The organism is Marinobacter sp. HL-58, from assembly GCF_001314605.1.
In the GTDB taxonomy this organism is placed as follows: Bacteria; Pseudomonadota; Gammaproteobacteria; order Pseudomonadales; family Oleiphilaceae; genus Marinobacter.
On record NZ_LIHP01000018.1, the window covers coordinates 229,881 to 252,345 of the forward strand.

At 60.0% G+C, this 22,465-nt stretch carries 19 protein-coding genes; 10 read left to right on the plus strand and 9 right to left on the minus strand.

Features of this window, described 5'->3' with window-relative positions; translation table 11 throughout:
• Positions 1-56 precede the first annotated feature (56 nt).
• Entirely contained in the window at positions 57-2,564 is a 2,508-nt protein-coding gene (locus HLUCCO03_RS17150) for an acyl-CoA dehydrogenase (protein WP_027830158.1), read from the plus strand.
• A 150-nt stretch (positions 2,565-2,714) separates the two neighbouring features.
• Here the strand turns inward: HLUCCO03_RS17150 and HLUCCO03_RS17155 are convergent, their stop codons facing one another.
• Entirely contained in the window at positions 2,715-3,668 is a 954-nt protein-coding gene (locus HLUCCO03_RS17155; RefSeq protein ID WP_027830159.1) for a LysR substrate-binding domain-containing protein, read from the minus strand.
• Between the two features lie 293 nt (positions 3,669-3,961).
• Here HLUCCO03_RS17155 and HLUCCO03_RS17160 point away from each other — a divergent pair, with 293 nt between their 5' ends.
• On the plus strand, positions 3,962-4,870 hold the full coding sequence (locus tag HLUCCO03_RS17160; protein WP_027830160.1) for a DMT family transporter: 909 nt from the start codon (positions 3,962-3,964) through the stop codon (positions 4,868-4,870).
• Here the strand turns inward: HLUCCO03_RS17160 and HLUCCO03_RS17165 are convergent.
• The 4 genes from HLUCCO03_RS17165 to rluF form a co-directional block, all read right to left on the minus strand.
• Positions 4,840-5,295 carry a hypothetical protein gene (locus tag HLUCCO03_RS17165; RefSeq protein WP_027830161.1) on the minus strand — a complete coding sequence of 152 codons (456 nt, stop codon included), beginning with the start codon at positions 5,293-5,295 and terminating at the stop codon, positions 4,840-4,842. The genes HLUCCO03_RS17160 and HLUCCO03_RS17165 overlap by 31 nt on opposite strands.
• Before the next feature lie 186 nt (positions 5,296-5,481).
• Complete coding sequence (locus HLUCCO03_RS17170) at positions 5,482-6,036, minus strand: gamma-glutamylcyclotransferase (protein WP_027830162.1); 555 nt, start codon at positions 6,034-6,036, stop codon at positions 5,482-5,484.
• Positions 6,037-6,062: 26 nt separating this feature from the next.
• Positions 6,063-6,686, minus strand: a complete 624-nt coding sequence (locus HLUCCO03_RS17175; protein ID WP_027830163.1) for a MarC family protein — start codon at positions 6,684-6,686, stop codon at positions 6,063-6,065.
• A gap of 78 nt (positions 6,687-6,764) precedes the next feature.
• Positions 6,765-7,712 carry a 23S rRNA pseudouridine(2604) synthase RluF gene (rluF, locus tag HLUCCO03_RS17180; protein ID WP_027830164.1) on the minus strand — a complete coding sequence of 316 codons (948 nt, stop codon included), beginning with the start codon at positions 7,710-7,712 and terminating at the stop codon, positions 6,765-6,767.
• Between the two features lie 90 nt (positions 7,713-7,802).
• Here rluF and HLUCCO03_RS17185 point away from each other — a divergent pair, with 90 nt between their 5' ends.
• On the plus strand, positions 7,803-8,675 hold the full coding sequence (locus tag HLUCCO03_RS17185) for an alpha/beta hydrolase (RefSeq protein ID WP_027830165.1): 873 nt from the start codon (positions 7,803-7,805) through the stop codon (positions 8,673-8,675).
• Position 8,676: 1 nt separating this feature from the next.
• On the opposite strand, the gene HLUCCO03_RS17190 is transcribed toward HLUCCO03_RS17185, so the two are convergent.
• Both HLUCCO03_RS17190 and HLUCCO03_RS17195 read right to left on the minus strand, forming a co-directional pair.
• Positions 8,677-9,495, minus strand: a complete 819-nt coding sequence (locus tag HLUCCO03_RS17190; RefSeq protein ID WP_292016752.1) for a hypothetical protein — start codon at positions 9,493-9,495, stop codon at positions 8,677-8,679.
• The gene (locus HLUCCO03_RS17195; protein ID WP_027830167.1) at positions 9,485-10,105 is read right to left on the minus strand and encodes a TetR/AcrR family transcriptional regulator; all 621 of its coding nucleotides are present in this window, start codon (positions 10,103-10,105) and stop codon (positions 9,485-9,487) included. Before HLUCCO03_RS17195 ends, HLUCCO03_RS17190 begins: the two co-directional genes overlap by 11 nt.
• 330 nt (positions 10,106-10,435) lie before the next feature.
• Between HLUCCO03_RS17195 and HLUCCO03_RS17200 the strand changes: the two genes are divergently transcribed.
• From HLUCCO03_RS17200 to HLUCCO03_RS17220, 5 genes are all read left to right on the plus strand, one after another.
• Complete coding sequence (locus tag HLUCCO03_RS17200; RefSeq protein ID WP_027830168.1) at positions 10,436-12,532, plus strand: 3-hydroxyacyl-CoA dehydrogenase NAD-binding domain-containing protein; 2,097 nt, start codon at positions 10,436-10,438, stop codon at positions 12,530-12,532.
• A 30-nt stretch (positions 12,533-12,562) separates the two neighbouring features.
• On the plus strand, positions 12,563-13,744 hold the full coding sequence (locus tag HLUCCO03_RS17205; protein ID WP_027830169.1) for an acetyl-CoA C-acyltransferase: 1,182 nt from the start codon (positions 12,563-12,565) through the stop codon (positions 13,742-13,744).
• 446 nt (positions 13,745-14,190) lie between these two features.
• Positions 14,191-15,378 (plus strand): acyl-CoA dehydrogenase family protein, encoded by a 1,188-nt coding sequence (locus tag HLUCCO03_RS17210; protein WP_027830170.1) that lies wholly within the window; start codon positions 14,191-14,193, stop codon positions 15,376-15,378.
• Between the two features lie 55 nt (positions 15,379-15,433).
• On the plus strand, positions 15,434-16,582 hold the full coding sequence (locus tag HLUCCO03_RS17215; protein ID WP_027830171.1) for an acyl-CoA dehydrogenase: 1,149 nt from the start codon (positions 15,434-15,436) through the stop codon (positions 16,580-16,582).
• Between the two features lie 18 nt (positions 16,583-16,600).
• On the plus strand, positions 16,601-17,374 hold the full coding sequence (locus tag HLUCCO03_RS17220; protein WP_027830172.1) for an SDR family oxidoreductase: 774 nt from the start codon (positions 16,601-16,603) through the stop codon (positions 17,372-17,374).
• A gap of 18 nt (positions 17,375-17,392) precedes the next feature.
• On the opposite strand, the gene HLUCCO03_RS17225 is transcribed toward HLUCCO03_RS17220, so the two are convergent.
• On the minus strand, positions 17,393-18,358 hold the full coding sequence (locus HLUCCO03_RS17225) for a threonine/serine dehydratase (RefSeq protein WP_027830173.1): 966 nt from the start codon (positions 18,356-18,358) through the stop codon (positions 17,393-17,395).
• Positions 18,359-18,571: 213 nt separating this feature from the next.
• Between HLUCCO03_RS17225 and HLUCCO03_RS17230 the strand changes: the two genes are divergently transcribed.
• Entirely contained in the window at positions 18,572-19,783 is a 1,212-nt protein-coding gene (locus tag HLUCCO03_RS17230) for a Fic family protein (protein ID WP_292016753.1), read from the plus strand.
• 74 nt (positions 19,784-19,857) lie between these two features.
• On the opposite strand, the gene HLUCCO03_RS17235 is transcribed toward HLUCCO03_RS17230, so the two are convergent.
• Positions 19,858-21,435 (minus strand): NAD(P)/FAD-dependent oxidoreductase, encoded by a 1,578-nt coding sequence (locus HLUCCO03_RS17235; RefSeq protein WP_027830175.1) that lies wholly within the window; start codon positions 21,433-21,435, stop codon positions 19,858-19,860.
• A gap of 316 nt (positions 21,436-21,751) precedes the next feature.
• On the opposite strand from HLUCCO03_RS17235, the gene HLUCCO03_RS17240 reads away from it, so the two are divergent.
• Entirely contained in the window at positions 21,752-22,384 is a 633-nt protein-coding gene (locus HLUCCO03_RS17240; RefSeq protein WP_027830176.1) for a TetR family transcriptional regulator, read from the plus strand.
• Positions 22,385-22,465 lie beyond the last annotated feature (81 nt).

Sequence of the window (22,465 nt, forward strand, 5' to 3'; positions counted from 1 at the left end):
TGGCCGAAGGTAAGACTATTCAGGTTGAATTTCATTTTGATACGGAGATCCACCCCATGAGTGTTCTGCTTCTCCTGCTCAGTGCGCTGGTACTGATTTACCTTGGTATTGGTGGCACCACTGCCGCCGCTGTTCTTGTTATCGCGACGGTTATCGGACTGTTCCAGGATGGCTGGCATATCCTGAGCCTATTGTTTGGCGGTGGCCTTCTTGCCCTGAGCCTGGTGCTGGTGCTGCCGGGCGACTTGCGTCGTGAAAAACTCAGCGCCCCCCTGCTGGGCTGGGTCCGCGGTAGGCTTCCAAAACTGTCGGCAACCGAGGAAGAAGCACTTCGCTCGGGCACGGTGGACTGGGATGGCGAGCTGTTTTCCGGCCAGCCGGAATGGTCGAAACTGCTCGACGCCAAGCCCGCCCACCTGTCCAGCGAGGAACAGGCATTCCTGGATGGCCCGGTGGAAAAGCTCTGCGCCATGCTGGATGACTGGAAGATCACCCATGAGGAATACGACCTGCCCAACAAGGTCTGGAAGTTCATTCGTGAGAACGGCTTCTTCGGCCTGATGATCCCGAAGGAGCAGGGCGGCAAGGGCTTTTCCCACACCGCCCACTCGGAAATCGTGATGAAGATTTCCACCCGCAGCGTATCCGCGGCCGTGACGGTGATGGTGCCCAACTCACTGGGCCCGGGCGAACTGCTGATGGAATACGGCACCGATGCCCAGAAAGAACATTATCTGCCCCGCCTGGCCGGGGGCGAGGAGATCCCCTGCTTCGCCCTGACCTCCCCGGTCGCCGGTTCCGACGCCGGCGCCATTCCCGACAAGGGCATCGTCTGCAAGGGCCAGTGGGACGGCAAGGAAGTGCTGGGCCTGAAAGTCACCTGGAACAAGCGCTACATCACCCTGGCGCCGGTGGCCACGCTGATCGGCCTGGCCATCAAGGTGTACGACCCGGACAAGCTGCTTGGTGAATCCGATGACATCGGCGTGACCTGTGTCATGGTGCCCAGTGATCTGGAGGGTGTGAATTCCGGCCCCCGCCACCTGCCCATGAATACCGTGTTCATGAATGGTCCCACCTGGGGTAACGAGGTCTTTATTCCCATGGACCAGGTGATCGGTGGCCAGGACATGCTGGGCAAGGGCTGGAAGATGCTGCTGGAATGCCTGTCCATCGGCCGTTCCATCTCCCTGCCCGCCCTGGGTACCGGTGCCGGCAAGGTGGCCAGCCTGGCAACCGGCTCCTACGCATTGACCCGGGAACAGTTCGGCCGCTCCATAAGCCAGTTTGAAGGGGTTCAGGAAGCGCTGGAACCCATCGCCGGCTACACCTACATGATGGACGCCGCCAGGCTGCTGACCGCCGGCATGCTGGACCGGGGCGTACGCCCGTCCGTGCCCTCGGCGGTGCTCAAGTACCGCAATACCGACCTGATGCGCACGGTGATCAACCATGCCATGGACGTGGTGGCCGGCCGGGGCGTGATCACCGGCCCCCGCAACTTCCTGGCCCGGGCCTATCAGGCGGTGCCCATCGGCATCACGGTGGAAGGCGCCAACATTCTCACCCGCAGCCTGATGGTGTTCGGCCAGGGTGCTATCCGCTGCCACCCGTTCATTGTGGAAGAAATTGAAGCGGCGGGCATGGAGGACAAGAAAGCGGCCGTGGAGAAATTTGACGGCATCTTCTACCGTCACATCGCCCACACCACCCGCAACGCGTTGCGTTCATTCGTGCTCGCCCTGACCGGCGGCTTCCTGGAACCGGTGCCCCGCCAAGGCAATATCCAGTCCAGCTACCGCCAGCTGGCCCGTTTCTCGGCGGCGTTTTCACTGATGACCGACGTTACGCTGCTGACCGTTGGCGGCGGCCTCAAGGCACGCCAGCGCCTCTCTGGCCGCATGGCAGACTGTCTGGTGCACCTGTATTACGCCTCTGCTGTCATCAAGCAATGGCACGAGGAGGGCTATCCGGACGACCAGCGCCCGCTGGTGGACTGGTGCCTGCAGACCAGCCTGCGGGACCTGAAAACCTCCATGCGTGAGCTGATCATCAACTTCCCGATACCGCTGCTGCGCTGGCCCCTGAGAGTGCTGGTATTCCCGCTGGGCGCAACCGGCCTGAACGGACCGGATGACAGGCTGGGCACCGAGGTGGCCGCCAGTATTGTCAGGGACACACCGCTGCGCCAGCGCATCAGCCGGGGCAGCTATATCAACACCGACCCGAACGATCCTCTTGGCCGTGTACTGAATGCCTACCGGCTGGCCAACGAAACCCGCGACATGCGTGAGCGCCTGCATGAAGCCCTGCGCAACCGGGACGAGGACGAGCTGGGCGGCATTGACCTGCTGATGGGCCATGAGCGCAAGGAGCTGGTGGACTGGGCCTGTGAGCAGGGTGTGGTGAAAGGCGAGGAGTGCGACAAGCTGCTGGAGGCGCTGGAAGCGCTCTATGACGTTATCCGGGTTGATGCCTTTGAGCCCGATGGCCTGAAAGCGCTGTCGCGTTGTGCCAAAGGCAAGCGCAAGGTTGTGGAACGGCCGCCCAGGGAGGAAGAGTGACCGTCAAATTGGCTTTCTGAGTTTCGGGGAGCGTTTGGCTGGAAGGGGCCTCCCGAAACACGCTCAAGCACATCCATGTGGCGCTTGAGCTCCGCCATCCATGGCTCCGCACAGTTTCGGGAGGCCCCTTCCAGCCAAACGCCCTAGCCTTCAGTTGTCTTCATTTTTGTTCCTCAAGCCGCTCTGAATGGCTTCATCGACTAGCCATCGTCTTAGAATCTGTATCCCTTTTTCTCTTCGCCGGCTCGTTTTCCAGGCGAAGTAGAATTTGTCTCCAGTCATGATCGAGTGGCAGGGTAACCGCACGAAATCTCCGGCATCTTTTTTCGTGCTCATCATGTAATCATTGGTCAGGGCGATGCCCTGGGAAAACCGCGCGGCCTCCAGCGACAGCAGCATATGGCTCGAATGCAGCAACCGGCTCGATGCGGGCAACTTCAGACCCGCCTCGTGATACCACGCCTCCCAGTCGCCACCCTCCTTGTCGTAAATACTGTGGGTGGATAACAGCGGAAATTGTGCTATCTGTTCCGGCGTCAACGACACGGCATCGCCATCCACCTCATCCAGCGCCAGCTCGCGACGAATCCGCTGCCAGTAATCCTGGCTGCACACCGGAAACAGGCGTTCCTTGTAAAGCAGCTCATAACTGAACGCCGCCGACGAGGGCTTGATGGTAATAAAACAATCCGCCACCCGGTCCGACAGCACCGGATTCTCGCTGCTCATCTCCAGCGACAGCTCCAGTTGCGGGTGCAGCCTCTGCAGGTCCGGCAACCTAGGCGCCAGCCAGCGCACCGCAAACGAACTGAACACCGACAACCGCAACCGCGACTCCTCATGCCCCAGCAGTTGCTCGCTCACCCGCTCAATCTGCAACAACGCCGACCCGACCCCGTCCAGATACTGCCGCCCCTCGTCGGTCAGCGCCAGCGTGCGCCCGCTGCGCCAGAACAGCTTTTCACCCAGGTAGGTTTCCAGCTGCTTGATCTGATGACTGACCGCGCTCTGACTCACCGCCAGCTCCTCGGCGGCCAGCGAAAAGCTGTTCAACCGGGCAACGGCTTCGAATACGGGGAGGGATTTCAGGGGTGGAAGCTTCATTATCTATTTTTCTAATAGCAACTGTTTAAAGATCATTTTATCGGATATTAGCACAAGCATAGAATGCTTTCTCAAGGTCGGGGAGCCGAGCGGGTAGTTCTCTCGACGAATGCTCCCAACGAGGCATATCGCCGGAGTACGGGAGTCAGCGGGGAAGGCCTTTCCGAAATCGTGCGGAGCCATGGATGGCGGAGCCCGAGCGTACAGGGATGTATTTACAGCGTATTTCGGAAAGGCCTTCCCCGCTGGCTCAAACTCCCAACTTCCGGGTAACTATAGAAATAGGAGTTTTCATGTCAGGCAAAACCGTAAACAGTGCAATCCTGCTGCTGGTGATCGGAAACGCCATGGCCATCATATCGGATGTGTTCATCAAACTGATGGAACCCGGCGCCCCCATATTCCAGTTTGCCTTCCTGCGCTGCGTCATCACCCTGCTGTTGCTACTGCCCCTGGCAGGACAACTCAACAGCAAGCACCTGTTTACCGGCTTCAGGATCCACGCCATCCGCGCCCACGTGCACCTCGTCGGCATCCTGTGCATGGTCGTCGCCCTGGCAAACCTGCCCCTGGCCACCGCCAACGCCGTATTCTACGCAGCACCGATACTGGTCATGGTGCTGTCCGTCATCGTGTTCCGGGAAAAACTCACCCCCCTGAGCGTCACCGCCGTGTTCAGCGGGTTCGGCGGCATCATCGTCATCCTGAGACCAATGGAATTCAACTGGGCGGCCATCGCTGCACTGGCCTCGGCCTTTGCCCTGGCTATCAACGCCGTCATGGTACGCAAGCTGCCCCGCGAACAGTCAACGGTACACAAACTGTTCCTGAACTACGTGCTGATCATACCGGCCGCCGGCGCCCTCGCCTTATGGGAAGGCGCAGCCTGGGACAGCTCTATCCTGGTCAGCGCCCTCGGGTCCGCCCTGTTTATCCTGGGCTACAACATCACCGTCCTGCTGGCCTACCGGCAGGTGGATGCCAACCAGGTAACCAGCGCCGAGTACACCGGGCTGATCTGGGCCGTAGGCATTGGCTGGATCTGGTTCTCGGAAGTTCCCGACCTGTGGTTCCTGGCCGGCAGCACCATGATCGTGGTGCCGCTGTTACTGATCGGACTGCAGAGCCGGCGCCGCTCGGGGGCGCCGGCGAGGGGCTTTAATCCCGACAATCAGCGGCGGGTCACATCAATGAGCAGCTGAGCACCCTGCAAAACCTGATGCTCTACCGGATACGCGCCGTTGTAGCGCAGGCGGTAGCGTGTGCCATGATCATGCTTGCGGTGATAGCGGCTCTTGTTCCAGTGACGCTTCTGGCCATGGTAGCCGTGCTTGCGCTGGTGATATTTCTTTTGCTTCCAGCCGTGGTGCCGCTTGCTGTATTTCTTGTGTTTCCAGCCATGCTTGCGGTCCTTGTAACCGTGTTTGCGGTCCCGGTAGCCATGGTAGGCATGCTTGTCGCGATGCTCCGAGGACAACAGCTTCTTGTGCTGGGGCGCTCCCTTGCCATGGTCCACTTTCTGGTGGTAACCCGCCTGGTGATCCTGGCGTTTGTAGGAATCCGCCATGGCGGGTGCGGTGGCCATCATCAGGCCAATCAGACAACTGCCAATCAGAAATTTTTTCATCGTTCTTCTCCCCGATCTTCTCAGATCCCGGATACCAGCACCCACGGACAGTTTGTGTGTGCTCCCTGGGTTCAGAGTACGGAATTGCCGGGAGATGTCAGGCGATCGGAGGCGCCTTTGCACTTCTTTTACGTGGCCGCTGACAGTCTTTACAGAAGCAACCGTCCGTTGACCTCTCTGGCTGCCTCAGCGCAGGTGGGATTCCAGTTCAAACACATGGGGGTCGTGATCGCCAAGGGCACGCAACGCCTCGGCCAGGTTCAGCAGGTAGTCGCTGTTGGGGCCGCTGGGGCCTGCAGAGTTTGCGATCTGACGGGCTATTTCAGCAGACGAGGCCGGCCCCAGAAAGGCGGCATTGTCTTCGGTGGCAATATACACAAGCCCGTCGGTGCTGCTGCCATCCTCAAACGCCATGGGGGTGCTGAAGCGCAGATAGCCGTTCTTCTCCCGCACATCCAGGTGCTCAAACACTTCCGGGGATACACGGTAAGCCATGCCTTTGCACTTTGCCTCCGGCTGGCGGATCAGCGTCACAACCCGGCCCGGGGCGTCCGGCGTTCCCCGGTGATCGTGAGACCCTTGCCAGAATCGCCTTGCCCAGCCTTCGATGGTCGCAGGGCGCTGTTCCAGAAAGGGAAAATCCACCTTGTAGATCAGGGAACCGTAACCAAACAGCCATACCGACGACATGCCCTCAAAGCTCTGGCGCAACCGGTTATGTTCAACAGTCGATATGGTCATAATTCCTGACTATCCCCGAAAGATCGTTAAACCGATGCCATGAATCCGGCGATGCCCGTGAGCACGATTTCCGCCGCCATGGCAGAGAGGATCAGGCCGCTGATCTTGGACAGTATGTTCAAACCGGTCTTACCCAGCACTTTCTCAAGGTAACCGGAAAGGTGCAACAGCACAGCCAGTATTGCCAGTCCCGACATCAGCCCAAGCAAACCGCCGGTTACCTCGGATACGCTGTTCAGCTCGGCGCCATAGACCAGAATGGCACCGATGGTCGCGGGGCCGATCATCACCGGAATGGCCAGGGGTACCACGGCAATATCGTCGCGGTCCTCCTCCGGCAGGCCGGTGGCGTGATTGCGGGTGCCGCTGGTCACCAGGCTGATGGCCGTAAGGAACAGCAGGCTGCCGGCGCCGATGCGGAAGGAGTTGAGGGTGATGCCGATGGCGCTGAATAACAACGGACCGGCAAAGAACAGCACCAGCCCCAGGATCAGTGCCGAGACGGTGGAGCGGCGGATAATCGAGCTTTTCTCCGCCGCCGGCAGGCCCCGGGTCAACGCCAGGAACATGGTCACCACAAAGAAGGGCGCCAGCAGGAACAGGAAACGAATCGTGCTGCTGATGTAGGTACTGAAAAACGCTTCAAACATTCAGAACATCCGGCCAGGTTAAAAACGACATAGCATAGCGGCAGTGGCGCCTGAGTGCCGTACGGAAGTGAACCTATTCTAGCGTTTTACACTGGATTGCCGGGGCTTGCGTGATTTTCCGGGTTTCCCGGGCTTCCCCGGCCGTGGGGCCTTGCCATGCCTGGCAGGCGGCTTTCCTGCTTTCCCCGGAGGCCCCGCCTTCCCGTTCTTGCTGCGCCCGTCCCGGGGCGGTTTACCGGGTTTTTTCCCTGGTTTCTTCGCGGCCGGCTTCTTTGTCTCGCTGCGTGTGTCAGGGCTGGCTTCCGATGACGAGTCCCGGATCATGTCGAACAGGCCCGCCAGCTCCTTTTCCCCAAGGTCCCGCCACTCGCCCACCGGCAGCCCTTTGAGGCTGATGTTCATGATGCGCACCCGCTCGAGTTTGGTGACCTCGTAATCAAAAAACTCGCACATGCGGCGAATCTGCCGGTTCAGGCCCTGGACCAGGATGATACGGAACACGAAGCGGGAGACCTTCTCCACCTTGCAGCGCTTGGTGACCGTACCCAGGATCGGTACGCCAGAACTCATACCCTGCACGAATTCCGCGGTCACCGGCTTGTTGACGGTGACCAGGTATTCCTTCTCGTGGTTGTTGCCCGCCCGCAGGATCTTGTTCACCAGGTCGCCGTTACTGGTCAGAAAGATCAGCCCCTGGGAGTCCTTGTCCAGCCGGCCAATCGGGAAAATCCGCTCGCCGTGGCCCACATGGTTGACGATGTTCCTGGGTTCCGCCGGGTCGGTGGTGCTGACCACGCCCACGGGCTTGTTCAGGGCGATGAAAATCAGGTCTTCCTCGTCCCGGGGCTCGATCAGCTGGCCGTTGACGGTGACCCGGTCACCGGGCATGACCTGATCCCCCACCTGAGCAGCCTTGCCGTTGATGGCCACGTTGCCATTCTCGATATAGCGGTCTGCCTCCCGCCGGGAACACATGCCACTCTCGCTGATGTATTTGTTGAGGCGGGTAGAGTTTTTACCGGGCATGGGGTTCCTGTCAGGTGTGGTGCAAGCAAGGATAAGGTAGGTATCATCCCACTGCACCCCAGTCTCGAGCAAATTCCGAGGAGCCAGCGAATGCAACTTTCCGACCCGAAACAGCAACAGACACCCCGTGGCCGCTTCGCCTGGCGGGAAGGGGGCCAGCCCGACGGCCAGCCGCTGGTGATGATCCACGGCTGGCCGGAGAGCTCCTATTGCTGGGAGCATGTGGCGGCCCACCTGAAGCCGGGCTTTCGTATCATTGCGCCGGACCTGCGGGGGCTGGGGGACAGTGAACGCACCCCCGAACAGGAACACTACCGCAAACAGGCAATGGCACAGGACGTGATCAGCCTGCTGGACAGTATCGGTATCACAGACTTCCAGCTGGTGGGCCATGACTGGGGCGGCATTGTGGCCCAGGAAGTGGCGCTGGCCATCCCCGACCGGGTGCGCCGGATGGTGATCATGAACATTGCCATCATCAACAACCTCCGGGGCAACCGGGAAGTCATCGAGAAGGTCCGCGCCGGCAGTGGCGCCGCCTACTGGTACCAGCACTTCATGCAGACCCCGGACCTGCCCGAGGCAATGATCCCCGGCGCCGAAGAGGCCTGGCTGGGGTTCTTCCTGACAACCTGGAACAGGGAGCCCTTCCCCCGGGACGCGTTGGACGAGTACCTGCGAACCTTCCGGATACCAGGCACCGCCCGCACCAGCTCCAATTACTACCGCACCTTCCCCGAAGACGCCAAACGCTGGGCCACCACCGCAGGCCACCGCTGGCCGATGCCCGCAATGTATGTTTACGGCAACAAGGACAAGGTGATCATTCCCGAATACCTCAACCATATTGAGGAGTGCTTCGAGTCGATACGGGTGGAGCAGGTGGAAGCGGGACATTTTCTGCAGGAAGAACAGCCCGCGGCTGTCGCCGGCTACCTCAACGATTTTCTGAAGACCGACTGAATCACTGGCGCGATGGGCTGACGTACACCCAGTTGGTGCCCACGTCATCACACACGATGATGTCGGGATTGATCACCGTACACAGGGACAGGTCCTCTGGCAGTCTGTCGTGATAACGGGACTTTACCCCGAGGGTCTTCTTGTCCTGCTTGAGCAGTGAATAGGTCCGCTCCATGCGCTGGGCAAAGTCGACACCGCCGGCCTCCATGGTCTGGAACGCCTTGTGGAAGGCGGTGAAACTCATGGTGTTGGCGCCCAGGCCTATATCCACCATTTTCGGGATATAGCGGTCGTAGGCATCGGACAGGTAGCGGCGCACAGTCTCTTCGTCATTGCGACTGCCCTGGAACTGGCTCAGCCCCAGACGATTGCCCTCACCCAGAACGCCAGCGGCCAGCTTGCTGTTGGGCTGGTTCATGGCCAGGTTGTACTGCCGTTGTGGACAGGTAATGCGCTCTCCCTGCAGGCGGCAGTCCGCCAACCATCCGGTTTCTGGCTGATCCGCCTCGGGCTCCGAACGGTCAGGTTCCGGTTCTGTTTCAACGGGCCTGGAAGCGGCTTCCGGCTCTGCCGGCGCACCGGGTTCCGGCACGTCCAGGCCCAGTCGGCCGGCGGGGCGGCGCAGGAGCAGCGCCTGCACCTGCGGGTCGTTGCGTCTGAAGTCCGTGGGCGACGGCAGCCCCGCACCCTGCCCCTCGCTGACCACCTGGCAATAGAGCTTTTCCAGATCGGTCCTGGCGTTTTCCATGCAGGCATCATCGGCGGCATGAACAGCGGTGCTGAGGCCAAGCGCCAGCAGAGCCAGCCATCTAGCTGTCATCACGCTGCCCCAGGGCGAGCCGCGCCATCAGGTCTTCCACTCGCCGGATGGTTTCGGCATCCCCCTTCTTGCCCGTGAGCACCACCTGGGATCCGATGGTAGCCACATACATCAGCAGGGACAGATCCCGGATGCGCTGGGGGTCGCTGCTCAGGCGTTCATAGAGTTCGCAGTTCTGATTGATCCGGGCTTCATCCACTTCATTGACCAGGTCCGCCGCATAGTCGTTGCGCCGGGCAAAGTCCCGCACCGCCAGCTCCACCTGCAGCCGGCGGATGTTGCGGGACGCGTCCGTCAGCAGCAGCTCCAGAATCTGCCGCAACTCGGTTTCCACATCGCCGCCTTTGGGCTTCCAGTACTGCAATTCGTGAATCCGGCGGTCCCGCCAGCGATTGAGAAAACTCACCACCAGGTCTTCATGGTCCTTGAAGTGCCAGTAGAAGCTCCCTCGGGTCACCCCCAGTTTTTTCGACAATGTCAGCACCCGCAGGTTGCTGAAGCCGCCGGCGGCAATCTCTCCCGCCGCAGCGTCCAGCCAGTTATCACGGGTTAGCTGGGCTTTGTCTTTGGATGTTCGGCGACTGGTTTTCGTTGGTCTGACGTCAGTCATTCTGGAATTGCATCCTGTTGCTGGCTTTGGGCAGTGCATTTTACATCCCTAGACTGCGAGTCCGTGCATTCGTAAGCGAACAGGCCTTTCCAGAACACGCTGTAAATACATCCCTGTACGCTCGGCCTCCGCCATCCATGGCTCCGGACGGTTCTGGAAAGGCCTGTCCGCTTACTTCGATGTTCAGCGGTGGATACGAGAACTTTAAACCATTGACCGCATCTGGAACATACATTAGTGTATGGATCAACAATACACCAGTGTATGGAGATTTCAGCAAGGGTCTTCACACCATCGATTAACCCGATTCCAGTACCAGGGAGCTGCCCAATGAGTACCGCCCATTACGACCTTAACGGCAATATCGCCGTTATCCGACTCGACAACCCGCCGGTCAACGGCCTGGGCCTGGCCCTGCGCCAGGGCATTGTGAACGGCATTCTCAAAGCCGAAGCCGATGATGCGGTGAAAGCCGTTGTGCTGATTGGCTCCGACCGTGCCTTCTCCGGTGGCGCCGACATCAGTGAGTTCGGCACCGACAAGGCCACCGCCGAACCCAACCTGAACACCGTCATCAACTACGTGGAAACCAGCCGCAAGCCAGTGATCGCTGCCATCAGCGGTGCCTGTATGGGTGGCGGGTTGGAGCTGGCCCTGGGTTGTCATTACCGCATTGCCAAGCCGGATGCCCAGATTGCCCTGCCGGAAGTGAAGCTGGGCCTCCTGCCCGGTGCCGGTGGTACCCAGCGCCTACCGCGCGTGATTGGTGCCGAGCATGCCCTGAACATGATCGTCTCCGGCAGTGTGGTGCCCGCCAAGCAGTTCAAGGGCAGCGCCCTGTTCGATGAAATTGTCGATGGCGAATTGCTTGATGCCGCCATTGCCTACGCCACCAAGGTGGTCAGCGAAAACCTGCCGCTGAAGAAAGTGCGTGACCTGAAAGCGAAGCACCCGAATCCGGAAGGCTTCTTCATGTTCACCCGCAACACCGTGGGTGCCATGGCCAAGAACTACCCGGCGCCCCTCAAGTGCGTCGACGCCGTGAAAGCCGCCGTAACCATGCCGTTCGACAAGGGCATGAAAGTGGAGCGCGAAGCCTTCGTAAACCTGATGCAGACACCGGAATCCCGTGCCCTGCGCCACGCGTTCTTCTCCGAGCGCCTGACCAGCAAGATTGCCGATGTACCCTCTGACACTCCGGTTCGTGACATTAAAACCGTGGGCGTGATCGGCGGCGGCACCATGGGCACCGGCATCAGCATCAACTTCCTCAACGCCGGTATCCCGGTGATCCTGGTGGAAATGAAGCAGGAAGGCCTGGACCGTGGCGTTGAAGCCATCCGGAAGGTCTATGAAGGCCGGGTGAAGAAGGGCCGCATGAGCGAAGACGACGCCAAGGCCAAGATGGCGTTGCTGACCCCATCTCTGAGCTATGACGACCTGAGCAATGTGGATCTGGTGATCGAAGCCGTCTTCGAGGAAATGGGCGTGAAACAGTCCGTGTTCGAGAAGCTGGACGAAGTGTGCAAGCCAGGCGCCATTCTGGCCTCCAACACCTCCACCCTGGATCTCAACAAGATCGCCAGCTTTACCAAGCGGCCGGAAGACGTCATCGGCCTGCACTTCTTCAGCCCCGCCAACATCATGAAGCTGCTGGAAGTGGTGCGCGGTGAGAAAACCGCCAAGGACGTGCTGGCCACTGCCATGAAACTGGCCAAGGCGATCAAGAAGACCGCCGTGGTCTCCGGCGTGTGCGACGGCTTTATCGGCAACCGCATGATCAACCAGTACCAGCGGGAAGCCCTGTTGATGCTAGAGGAAGGCGCCAGTGTGCAGCAGATCGACAAGGCCATCGAGAAGTTCGGCTTTGCCATGGGCCCGCTGCGCATGGCAGACCTGGCCGGCGGCGACATCGGCTGGGCCATCCGCAAGCGCCAGTACGAGGAAAACCCGGACATGGTGAAGATGGTGGTCGCCGACCGCCTGTGCGAAATGGGCCGCTATGGCCAGAAGACCGGCGCCGGTTTCTACCGCTACGAGCCGGGCAACCGCAACGCCCTCCACGACCCGGAAGTGGACAAGGTGGTGGACGAAGTGCGCGCCGAGCTTGGCATCACTCCGCGCAAGATCAGCAACCAGGAAATCGTCGAGCGCTGCGTGTACGCCCTGGTTAACGAAGGCGCCCAGATCCTGGACGAAGGCATCGCCCAGCGCGCTTCTGACATCGACATGGTGTACCTGACCGGTTACGGCTTCCCCGTGTTCCGTGGTGGCCCTATGCACTACGCCGAGGAAGTCGGCCTTCCCAACGTGGTGCGCGCCATGCAGGCCTTTACCGAAGACCGCCACACCCAGCCTGGTTTCTGGGAGCCCGCAGCGCTGCTCGCGAAGCGCGCTGAGGAAGGCAAGGGTTTCGACGCTAAATAATCGGTCCACGAATTTTTTCGGAGAATTATTATGTCCAATGATGTTGTCATCGTATCCACCGCCCGCACGCCCCTGGCCAAATCCTGGCGCGGCGGCCTGAACATGACCCACGGCGCCACCCTGGCCGGCCATGCCATCCAGCACGCGGTCGAGCGCTCGAAAGTCGACCCCAACGAAATCGAAGACGTGCTGATGGGCTGCGCCCTGCCAGAAGGCTCCACCGGCAACGACGTCGCCCGCATGGGCGCCATCCGCGCCGGCCTGCCAGTGTCCGTGGCCGGCGCCACCATCAACCGCTTCTGCTCTTCCGGCCTGCAGGCCATCGCCATGGCGGCCCACCACATCGCCGTGGACCGTGTGCCAGTGATGGTCGCAGGCGGCGTGGAGTCAATCTCCACGGTGCAGGCGAACGTGAACCAGAACTACTTCATGGAACCCTGGCTGGCGAAGAACAAGCCGGAGCTGTACTGGTCCATGCTGGACACCGCTGAAACCGTCGCCAAGCGCTACGACATCAAGAAAGAAGACATGGACGAATACGGCGTACGCAGCCAGACCCTGGCCGCCAAGGCCCGTGAAGACGGCAAGTTCGACGACGAAATTGTGCCCATCACCACCACCATGGGCGTCGCCGACAAGGCCACCGGCCAGCTCAGCAGCCAGGAAGTCACCGTCAGCCAGGACGAGGGCATCCGCCCCGACACCAACCTGGAGGGCGTCAGCAAGATCCGCTCGGCAATGGAAGGCGGCGTGGTCACCGCCGGCAACGCCAGCCAGTTCTCCGACGGCGCCTCGGCCTGCGTACTGATGGACAGCAAAATCGCCGAACAGCGCGGCGTTGCTCCACTCGGCATCTTCCGCGGCTTTGCCGTTGCCGGTTGCGAACCCGACGAAATGGGCATCGGCCCGGTCTTCGCGGTTCCCAAACTACTCAAGCGCGCCGGCCTGACCGTCGACGACATCGGCCTGTGGGAGCTCAACGAAGCCTTCGCCGTTCAGGTCCTCTATTGCCAGCGCAAACTGGGCATCCCCATGGACCGCTTGAACGTCAACGGCGGCGCCATCGCCGTCGGCCACCCCTACGGCACCACCGGCTCCCGCCTGGTCGGCCACGCCCTGATCGAAGGTAAGCGCCGGGGTGTTAAGTACGTGGTCGTCACTATGTGCGTCGGTACTGGTATGGGGGCTGCCGGATTGTTTGAGGTTGCCTAAAGCTCTGTTTGCCTATTGCTTGGGTGGAGGCACCTGTTGGGTAGGGGGCTCCAAAACGCGCTCCTTCGGCACATCCATGTGACGCTCGAGCTCCGCCATCCATGGCTCCGCACGGTTTTGGAGCCCCCTACCCAACAGCCGCCCATAGTTTTGTGCGATGGCCGACAGGTGCAACTTTTGAACGCTTGGCGGTAACCGCCTAATGCAACGACAAGAGCAGGCACGCACTTACTCGAAGCGCCGGGCGGGGAGACCCTTTCGAAACTGTGCGGAGCCAGGGATGGCGGAGCCCAAGCGTCACATGGATGTGCCGAAGGAGCGTGTTTCGAAAGGGTCTCCCCGCCTGGCGCAACCACCTAAAGCCGCAGACCCGGCATTAAGAACCAACAGGCAGCCCCAAAAGCCAAAAAACCATTTACCTCAGCCAAACAGACAAGAGGTGCAACATGGATCTGAATTACACCCCCGAACAAGAGGCGTTCCGCGCTGAAGTTCGACAGTTTCTTGAAGACAACCTGCCTGATGACATCCGAGAGCGTGTACAGAAACGGCTGCGGCCGGACAAAGCCATGACCGAGCGGTGGCAGAAGATACTGTTTGAGAAAGGCTGGGGGGCTTCCACCTGGCCGACCGAATTCGGCGGGACCGGATGGGATCCGATTCAGCAGATTATCTTTGAAGAAGAATGTGCCCTGGCGGGCGCCCCGCGCCAGCTGGATTTTGGGCTGCGCATGGTTGGGCCCGTCATCATGACGTTTGGTAACGACGAGCAGAAACGGCGTTTCCTGCCAGGCATTTTGAGCGGCGAAGACTGGTGGTGCCAGGGTTACTCTGAACCCGGTGCCGGTTCCGATCTGGCATCGCTGCGTACGTCCGCCAAGCGGGAAGGCGATCACTACATCGTCAATGGCCAGAAAACCTGGACCACCCTGGGCCAGCACGCCGACTGGATTTTCTGCCTGGTGCGTACCAGCAACGAAGGCAAGCCGCAGCAGGGGATTTCATTCCTGCTGATCGATATGAACACCCCGGGCATCGATGTGAAGCCCATCATCATGCTGGATGGTGAGCATGAGATTAACGAGGTGTACTTCGACAACGTCAAAGTCCCTGCCGAGAACCTGATCGGTGAGGAAAACCAGGGCTGGACCTACGCCAAGTTCCTGCTGGGCCATGAGCGCACCGGCCTGGCTAACGTGGGCCAGTGGAAGGCGTTGATGAAGCGCCTGAAGGAAGTAGCGCGGCAGGAGCAGGACGGTCAGCGGCCGTTGATCGAGAACACCCGCTTCCGCGACCGTTTGGCGCAGCTGGATGCCGAACTGCGTGCTCTTGAGCTGACGGTTCTGCGGGTGCTGACCGACAAGCGTGGCCCCGGGCCCCAGGCGTCCATCCTGAAGATTCGCGGTACCGAGATCGGCCAGCAGCTGTTCGAGATGCTGATGGAGGCGGGCGGCCAGGATTCCGTTGCCCATATCCCTGAGGCGCTGGAGCTGGACTACAACGGGCCACGTGCGGGCTCGATCGATGCCACGCCGTCAGCGGGCGATTACTTCAACATGCGCAAGCTGTCGATCTTTGGCGGGTCCAACGAGATCCAGCGCAATATCATTGCCCAGCTTGTGCTTGGTCTGTAGAGCCATCAGCCTGTAAAGAGAGCCCTCAGCTTCTCTAAGAGCTTGGAGAGACGATATGAATTTTGATCTGACCGAAGAACAGCAAATGCTCAACGACTCCCTGCGTCGCTTCGTGGCCAATGAGTACGGCTTCGAGAAACGCCAGGAGATCATCCGCTCGGGCGCCGGCACCGACAAAACCACCTGGAACACCTTCGCGGAAATGGGCCTGCTGGGTTTCACCTTTCCCGAGGACTATGACGGCCTGGGTGGCAACGCCATCGACACCATGGTGGTGATGGAAAACTTCGGCCGCGGCCTGGTGGTGGAGCCCTACCTGGCAACCGTGGTTCTGGCCGGCGGGCTGATCCGGGATGCCGGTAATGATGCCCAGAAAGCCGATATCCTGCCGGGCATCGCCAGTGGTGAGCGTCTTCTGGCTCTGGCCCACTATGAGCCAGGCGGCCGCTATAACCTAAGCCATGTACAAACCACCGCCCGCAAGGACGGCGATCATTTCCAGATCAGCGGCCAGAAAACCACCGTGCTGCACGGCGGCCAGGCGAACCAGCTCATTGTCTCTGCCCGCACCAGTGGCGGCATCAACGACGAAAGCGGTCTTTCGCTGTTCCTGGTGGATATCGGCACCAAGGGTATTCAGGTGGACGACTTCGCCACCCACGACGGCCACCGCACCGCCGAGATCAGCTTCAGCAACGTCACCGTCAGTGCCGACAGCCTGATTGGCACCATCGACAAGGCCTTCCCGGTGATCGAAAGAACCGTGGACCTCGGCATCGCGGCCCTGTGCGCCGAAGCCGTCGGGGCCATGGACGCCATGAACGCGGCCACGCTGGAATACGTCAAGACCCGCAAGCAGTTCGGGGTGCCCATCGGCAAGTTCCAGGTGCTGCAGCACCGCATGGCGGATATGTTTATCCAGACCGAGCAGGCCAGAACCATGGCTATCCTGGCTGCCAGCGAGGCGGACTCCGATGATCGCGCCAGCCGCCGGGAGGCCATCTCCATGGCCAAGACCCTGGTGGGCCAGGCCGCCCGCTACGTGGGCCAGGAAGGGGTTCAGTTGCACGGTGGTATGGGTGTGACCGACGAGATGTTCGCCGCCCACCTGTTCAAGCGCCTGACGCTGATCAACCTGCTGTTCGGCGATGCCAATCATCACCTGGCCCAGGTCAGTGATGGCCTGCTGGCAAAGACCGCCTGATATTCCAAGGAGATCACCATGAGTGTAAAACAGTTACTGGATCTGACCGGCAAGGTCGCCTTTATCACCGGAGGCTCACGCGGCCTGGGCCTGCAGATGGCCGAAGCCCTGGGGGAACTGGGGGCCAGAATCGCCATCAGTGCCCGCAAGCAGCATGAGCTGGACGAGGCCAGGGCGCACCTGGAAAGCCAGGGGGTGGAAGTGATCACCATCGCCGCCGACCTCTCCGACCTGGAAGGCATTCCGGGCGTGGTGGATCAGGTGGTCAGCCAGCTGGGTGACATCGACATCCTGGTCAACAACGCCGGCGCTACCTGGGGTGCCCCTGCCGAGGACTACCCGGCGGAAGGCTGGATGAAGGTGATGAACCTGAACGTCAACGCCGCCTTCTTCCTGACCCAGACTGTGGGCAAGCGCTGCATGATTCCCCGCCACACCGGCAAGGTGATCAACATAGCCTCCATCGCGGGCCTGTCCGGCAACCCGGAAGGTATGAAAACCATCGCCTACAACACCAGCAAGGGCGCCATGGTGAACTTCACCCGTGCCCTGGCCTCCGAATGGGGCCATTACAACATCAATGTGAACGCCCTGTGCCCGGGCTTCTTCCCGTCGAAGATGTCCCAGGGGCTGCTGGATGCCCAGGGTGAGAAGATGCTCGAGCGCATTCCCCTGAACCGCTTCGGCGGCGAGGAGGATCTCAAGGGTGCGGCGGTGTTACTGGCCTCCGAGGCCGGGCGGCACATCACCGGGCAGTGCCTGGCGGTGGATGGCGGCACGCTGGTCAGCTAGGCGTGGTGCTTTAACCCGTCACAGGCACTGACTGACCTGCTCCGGGTCCAGGTTGCCGCCGGTAATGATCAGAACCGTGTTCTTTTCTGGTTCCGGCGGAACCTGGTTTTCCAGTAACGCTGCCAGGCCTACGCTGGCGCCGGGCTCGACATAGAGCCTGGCCTCGGTCAGCAGCCGTCGGGTTGCCTCCCGGATACCCGCCTCGGAAACCGTCACAATCCGGTCCACCACCTGGCGGGAGGCGGCGTAGGTGCAATCCCCCACCACCGCTGGCGCCAGGCTCGCGGCCCAGGTAGCCACCGAGTCCAGGCTGGCTGTGGCATCCTGTTTTTGCCAGGCATTGAACATGGTGGCTGCGCCTTCCGGCTCCACGCCAATCAGCTCAACCTCCGGCCGCTGCGCCTTGATGGCCAGCCCCAGACCGGAGATCAGCCCGCCTCCGCCAATGGGGCACAGCACCCGATCCACAACCGGCTGCTGACGCAGCAATTCCAGGCCAACCGTGCCCTGCCCGGCCATGATGCGGACATCGTTATAGGGATGCACCAGGGTCAGCCCCTGCTCATCCCGCATCTGGTGACACAGGGCTACGGCTTGCTGAATGGTGCCTTGAACCATCACCTCGGCACCCAGTTCTCTGGTACGGCGAATCTTCAGGGGGCTGGAGCCTTCAGGCATGACCACGGTGAGCGGCACATGCTGCATGGCCGCCGCCCAAGCCAGGGCGATGGCGTGGTTACCGGCCGAGACCGTCACCAGGCCGGCCTCGAGCTCGTGTTCGGACGCCGTCAGCAGCCAGTTCAACGCACCACGGGCCTTGAAGCTGCCGGTGCGCTGGAGGCTCTCACACTTCAAACCCAGCGGCTGGGACATTGCGGCATTCAGATCCGGCACATTCAGAAGCGGTGTTTCGCCCAGGTGTGGTCGAATACGCCGCTCAGCCTCCAGAATCCGGGATCTATCAGGTAGGGTTAGTTGGGTCATGTCGCGCACTCCTGTTGCTTCCCTTATACAAAACCATGATGTAGGGAAAGCTGGCGATCAAGTCATCGGTGAGCTAACCTAACCATCAACCCGGACACAGAACCGGACAAAAATTCTATTAGTTTAATTAAATTGTATCAAATATCATTATATCTCAATAATTTATAAATAAATAATTCGGACAATTAACCGGACAGAATTACTGGAACTTCCATGGCCGCAGCCTCAATAATGGACCTTGCCCCCTTCGTACCCGGAGAGCAGGCACTTAGAAAATCAGCCCTGCCAGACAAGGCCATGGAGCTAAACCGGATCTCTGCAAGGCTGGCCGGACAACTGTCTCCGGAAAGCGCCGAAACCCTTCGACTGCACATGGCGGTCATCAATTCCTACTACTCCAACTTGATTGAAGGTAACCGAACACAGCCACATGAGATTCGCCAGGCCCAAAAGGGACACTACAGCGATGATCCGGTAAAACGTGACCTGCAAAGGGAATCGCTTGCCCATATCGAGGTTCAGAAGTGGCTGTATGCCAAAGCCCCGGAACTGGATGAGATCTATTCGCCAGAGTTCATGCTGAAGCTTCACCAGCGCTTCTATGCCCAAGTGCCGGACTCACTCAGGGAAGTTCGTGATCAAAAAGGCACTCTCCTGGAATTGGTTGAGCCGGGACAATGGCGCCAGCGTGACGTTGAGATTGGTAGGCATGTGCCGCCAGAGCATCAGGCCCTCCCCGCGCTAATGCCACGGTTCTGCGAGGAATATCATCCCAGAAAATATAGCGGTGACCACAAACTGATCGCCATTGCCGCAGCCCACCACCGCTTTCTCTGGATTCATCCATTCCTTGACGGCAATGGTCGTGTTATCCGGTTGTGGACGGATGCCGCACTGAAAGCCGCCGGGCTTGAGAGTTACGGTGTCTGGTGCCTCAGCCGTGGTCTGGCGCGATCGGCGGAAACCTATAAGGCGGCGCTGGCCCGGGCGGATTATCCCAGACAAGGGAACAGTGATGGCAGAGGCTATCTCAGCCAGACGGGATTGATGGAATTCTGCGAGTTCGTTCTGGACACAGCCCTCGACCAGGCAAACTATATGTCAGACCTGCTCGCACTCGAAAAGCTCAGGGAACGAATTGACCGTTACGTGATGGCTCGCAACGATAAGCGGGTTCCGGGTGTCGATGCCGAACTGAAATCAACAGCCGCTCTGGTGCTGTTCAATGCCTTCATCCAGGGATCCCTTGATCGCAAGCAGGCGATTGCACTAACGGGAATGCACGAACGCAGCGCACGCAGGTTGTTGAACCAGATGAAACAGGACGGCCTGCTGAGTGAGACCAGCACCCGCTCTCCGCTGAAATGGGAGATTCCTGAACATGCGGAACCCTGGTATTTTCCGCAGTTGGCGCCAGGGGCATAGCTTTACGAACCTTATTAGACTACCCAATATGGGCAAAATTTTGCCCATATTGGGTAAGACTATGATCAGGCAGCCTACAATGCAGGCGCAGCCTCTCCTACTTCCACCGCTTCGGGCTCACACACATACTGCTGCGCATCAAACCGCTTCGTCTGCTGGCGGAACTGCCAGGTGAAGCCCGGCCACAGCGTGGTGTTCTTGCCGTTTTCGTTCACATACCAGCTCTTGCAACCGGTTTGCCAAACAGAATCCCCCAGTTTGGCGTGAATCGAGGCGTTGTATCGGCTCTGGGCGTCTTCCTTCACTTCCACGCTCTTCCAGCCGTGCTTGTCCATCTGTTTCAGGGCATCCAGCACATACTGGATCTGGCTTTCGATCATGTACACCATGGAGCTGTGGCCCAGGCCTGTGTTGGGGCCCATGAGCATGAAAAAATTGGGGAAGCCGGCGATGGTGCTGCCCTTGTAGGCTTCGGCGCCGTCTTTCCAGGCATCCAGCAGGTCCTGGCCGTTGCGGCCGTATACCATGCCGGCGGGGATCGGGTCCTGGGCGCGGAAGCCGGTACCGTAGATGATGCAGTCCACTTCCCGCTCGTTGCCGTTGTTATCCACAATCACGTTGCCCCGCACTTCGCGGATGCCATCGGTGAGCACGTCCACGTTGTCCCGGGCCAGGGCCGGGTAGTAGTTGTTGGAAATCAGTACCCGCTTGCAGCCGAAGTGGAAATCCGGAGTGACCTTTTTGCGCAGTTCCCTGTCCTTGATCTGGTTGCGGATATGGCGGCGAGCCTGTAGCTCGCCGATCTTGAGGATGCGGGGATTGCCTACAAAGCCCAGCACCCGGGCCTCCAGCATCCAGTAGATGCTCTGGCGGAAGGCGTTCAGGGTTTGGGGGAACCTCCTGTACATCATCCGCTCCAGTGGACGGATCTCCCGGTCCGGCTTGGGTACGATCCACGGCGGTGTACGCTGGTACAAGTCCAGGTGGGCGGCGTCCTTGGCCACTTCCGGTACGAACTGGATGGCCGAGGCACCGGTGCCGATCACTGCTACCCGCTTGCCTCTGAAGTCGTAATCGTGGTCCCAGTCCTGGGAATGGAAGCTCTTGCCGGTGAAGGTGTCGATGCCCTTGATGTTGGGGTAAGCCGGTGTGCTGAGGCCGCCCATGCCGGAAACCACGACATCCGCCTTGAAGGAGCTGAACTCAGGCAGATCCTTGTCCTTACGGTCGAGTTTGTCGCCGGGGTTCAGGCCTTCATGCTGCATGTAGGCCCAGAGTTTGGGGCTGTCGCAGGTCTCGATCGTCCAGCTCTGGGTGTTTTCGTCGAACCGGGCGCCGGCCACGTGAGTGTTCAGGCGGATGTGCTCCATCAGGCCGTATTTCTGGGCGCAGTGGCGCAGGTAGGCCTGGATTTCTTTCTGCCGGGCGAACATCCGGCTCCAGTTGGGGTTCTGTTCGAAGGAGAAGGAGTAGAGGGCAGACTGGACGTCGCAGGCGCAGCCGGGGTAGTGGTTTTCGTGCCAGGTGCCGCCGATGTCGTCGCTCTGTTCGAGGATGACGAAGTTGTGGTAGCCGGCTTCCTTGAGTTTGATGCCCATACCCAGGCCGGAGAAGCCGGTGCCGATGATGGCGATTTGTGCTGTCTGACTCATGTTCTACCTCGTTGTTCGCTGGCGCTCTGGCCTTGCCTGTTGTTGTATGTTTCGCCATGATGATTGGCGGTATACACATGTATACACAACGAAGTAGACAGCTGTATACTTCAGCTCAGACTGAAATTACCAAATGGCCTGGTTTGATAAATGACTGTCCTCTTTGTCCTTATGTTCGGGAGTTTGGGGCAATTGGGGAGGCCTTTCCGAAACACGCTCAAGCACATCCATGTGGCGCTTGAGCTCCGCCATCCATGGCTCCGCACAGTTTCGGAAAGGCCTCCCCAATTACCCCTTCAAGCCAAGGTGATACTTCATGAGCGTTTTGACGGGTGGAAAACTAAAGTTGATTCAGGCAGCGCTGCGGTTAATCAACCAAAGCCGCAGCCTTACTTCTCTCGGCCTTCGGGAACTTGCCCGGGAAGCCGGGCTGAACCCGAATACCTTTTACCGCCACTTCAAGAACCTGGACGAGTTTGGCCTGCAGGTACTCAGTTATATCGCAGAGGACATGAAGTCAGGAGTTCGTGAGCTGCGGCAAATGGCGGAATCGTCTGAGCAGGCGTCCCATGACACGGTGACGTTTGTGTACCACTACTTCCTGGCCAATCCGGCAGCAACCACGGTGGCAGTGAGGGAACTGCATGGGCCGTCGCCTTTACTCCGGAGGGCCCTGGAGTCGCAGCTGGATGCCAGTGCCCGGGAGATGGCGGAGGATATTATCGAGCGGCGGCTGGTCAGTGCCGTGCCGCCGGAGACGATTCACGAGATTTCCCGCATGACCATCCGCTATATCCTTTTCCGCGCCATGGATTACATCGAGAAGCCCGGGCAGCGGGAGGCCATTCAGCAGGAGACCGAGCGGTTTATCAACCGGCAGTTCCGGGGTGCGATGCTGGATGGTGTGTCCGAGCAGGCATTGGCGGCGCTGCTGCAATCACGCTCCTGAGTATTGTTTTAACCCTCCGTTTTTCGGGCAGATCCGGGATCTTGCACTAGTATGTAGGTATCCAGACATCTGGTTCATCGG

Bases quoted from the DNA above. Each gene is read 5' to 3' on its own strand.
- HLUCCO03_RS17170 (WP_027830162.1), bottom strand. From the start codon at position 6,036: ATGACCATATCGACTGTTGAACATAACCGGTTGCGCCAGAGCTTTGAG.
- HLUCCO03_RS17235 (WP_027830175.1), bottom strand. From the start codon at position 21,435: ATGAGTCAGACAGCACAAATCGCCATCATCGGCACCGGCTTCTCCGGC.
- HLUCCO03_RS17185 (WP_027830165.1), top strand. From the start codon at position 7,803: ATGCAACTTTCCGACCCGAAACAGCAACAGACACCCCGTGGCCGCTTC.
- HLUCCO03_RS17225 (WP_027830173.1), bottom strand. From the start codon at position 18,358: ATGACCCAACTAACCCTACCTGATAGATCCCGGATTCTGGAGGCTGAG.
- HLUCCO03_RS17155 (WP_027830159.1), bottom strand. From the start codon at position 3,668: ATGAAGCTTCCACCCCTGAAATCCCTCCCCGTATTCGAAGCCGTTGCC.
- HLUCCO03_RS17175 (WP_027830163.1), bottom strand. From the start codon at position 6,686: ATGTTTGAAGCGTTTTTCAGTACCTACATCAGCAGCACGATTCGTTTC.
- HLUCCO03_RS17195 (WP_027830167.1), bottom strand. From the start codon at position 10,105: ATGACTGACGTCAGACCAACGAAAACCAGTCGCCGAACATCCAAAGAC.
- HLUCCO03_RS17215 (WP_027830171.1), top strand. From the start codon at position 15,434: ATGAATTTTGATCTGACCGAAGAACAGCAAATGCTCAACGACTCCCTG.
- rluF (WP_027830164.1), bottom strand. From the start codon at position 7,712: ATGCCCGGTAAAAACTCTACCCGCCTCAACAAATACATCAGCGAGAGT.
- HLUCCO03_RS17190 (WP_292016752.1), bottom strand. From the start codon at position 9,495: ATGACAGCTAGATGGCTGGCTCTGCTGGCGCTTGGCCTCAGCACCGCT.
- HLUCCO03_RS17160 (WP_027830160.1), top strand. From the start codon at position 3,962: ATGTCAGGCAAAACCGTAAACAGTGCAATCCTGCTGCTGGTGATCGGA.
- HLUCCO03_RS17240 (WP_027830176.1), top strand. From the start codon at position 21,752: ATGAGCGTTTTGACGGGTGGAAAACTAAAGTTGATTCAGGCAGCGCTG.
- HLUCCO03_RS17230 (WP_292016753.1), top strand. From the start codon at position 18,572: ATGGCCGCAGCCTCAATAATGGACCTTGCCCCCTTCGTACCCGGAGAG.
- HLUCCO03_RS17205 (WP_027830169.1), top strand. From the start codon at position 12,563: ATGTCCAATGATGTTGTCATCGTATCCACCGCCCGCACGCCCCTGGCC.
- HLUCCO03_RS17165 (WP_027830161.1), bottom strand. From the start codon at position 5,295: ATGAAAAAATTTCTGATTGGCAGTTGTCTGATTGGCCTGATGATGGCC.
- HLUCCO03_RS17200 (WP_027830168.1), top strand. From the start codon at position 10,436: ATGAGTACCGCCCATTACGACCTTAACGGCAATATCGCCGTTATCCGA.
- HLUCCO03_RS17150 (WP_027830158.1), top strand. From the start codon at position 57: ATGAGTGTTCTGCTTCTCCTGCTCAGTGCGCTGGTACTGATTTACCTT.
- HLUCCO03_RS17220 (WP_027830172.1), top strand. From the start codon at position 16,601: ATGAGTGTAAAACAGTTACTGGATCTGACCGGCAAGGTCGCCTTTATC.
- HLUCCO03_RS17210 (WP_027830170.1), top strand. From the start codon at position 14,191: ATGGATCTGAATTACACCCCCGAACAAGAGGCGTTCCGCGCTGAAGTT.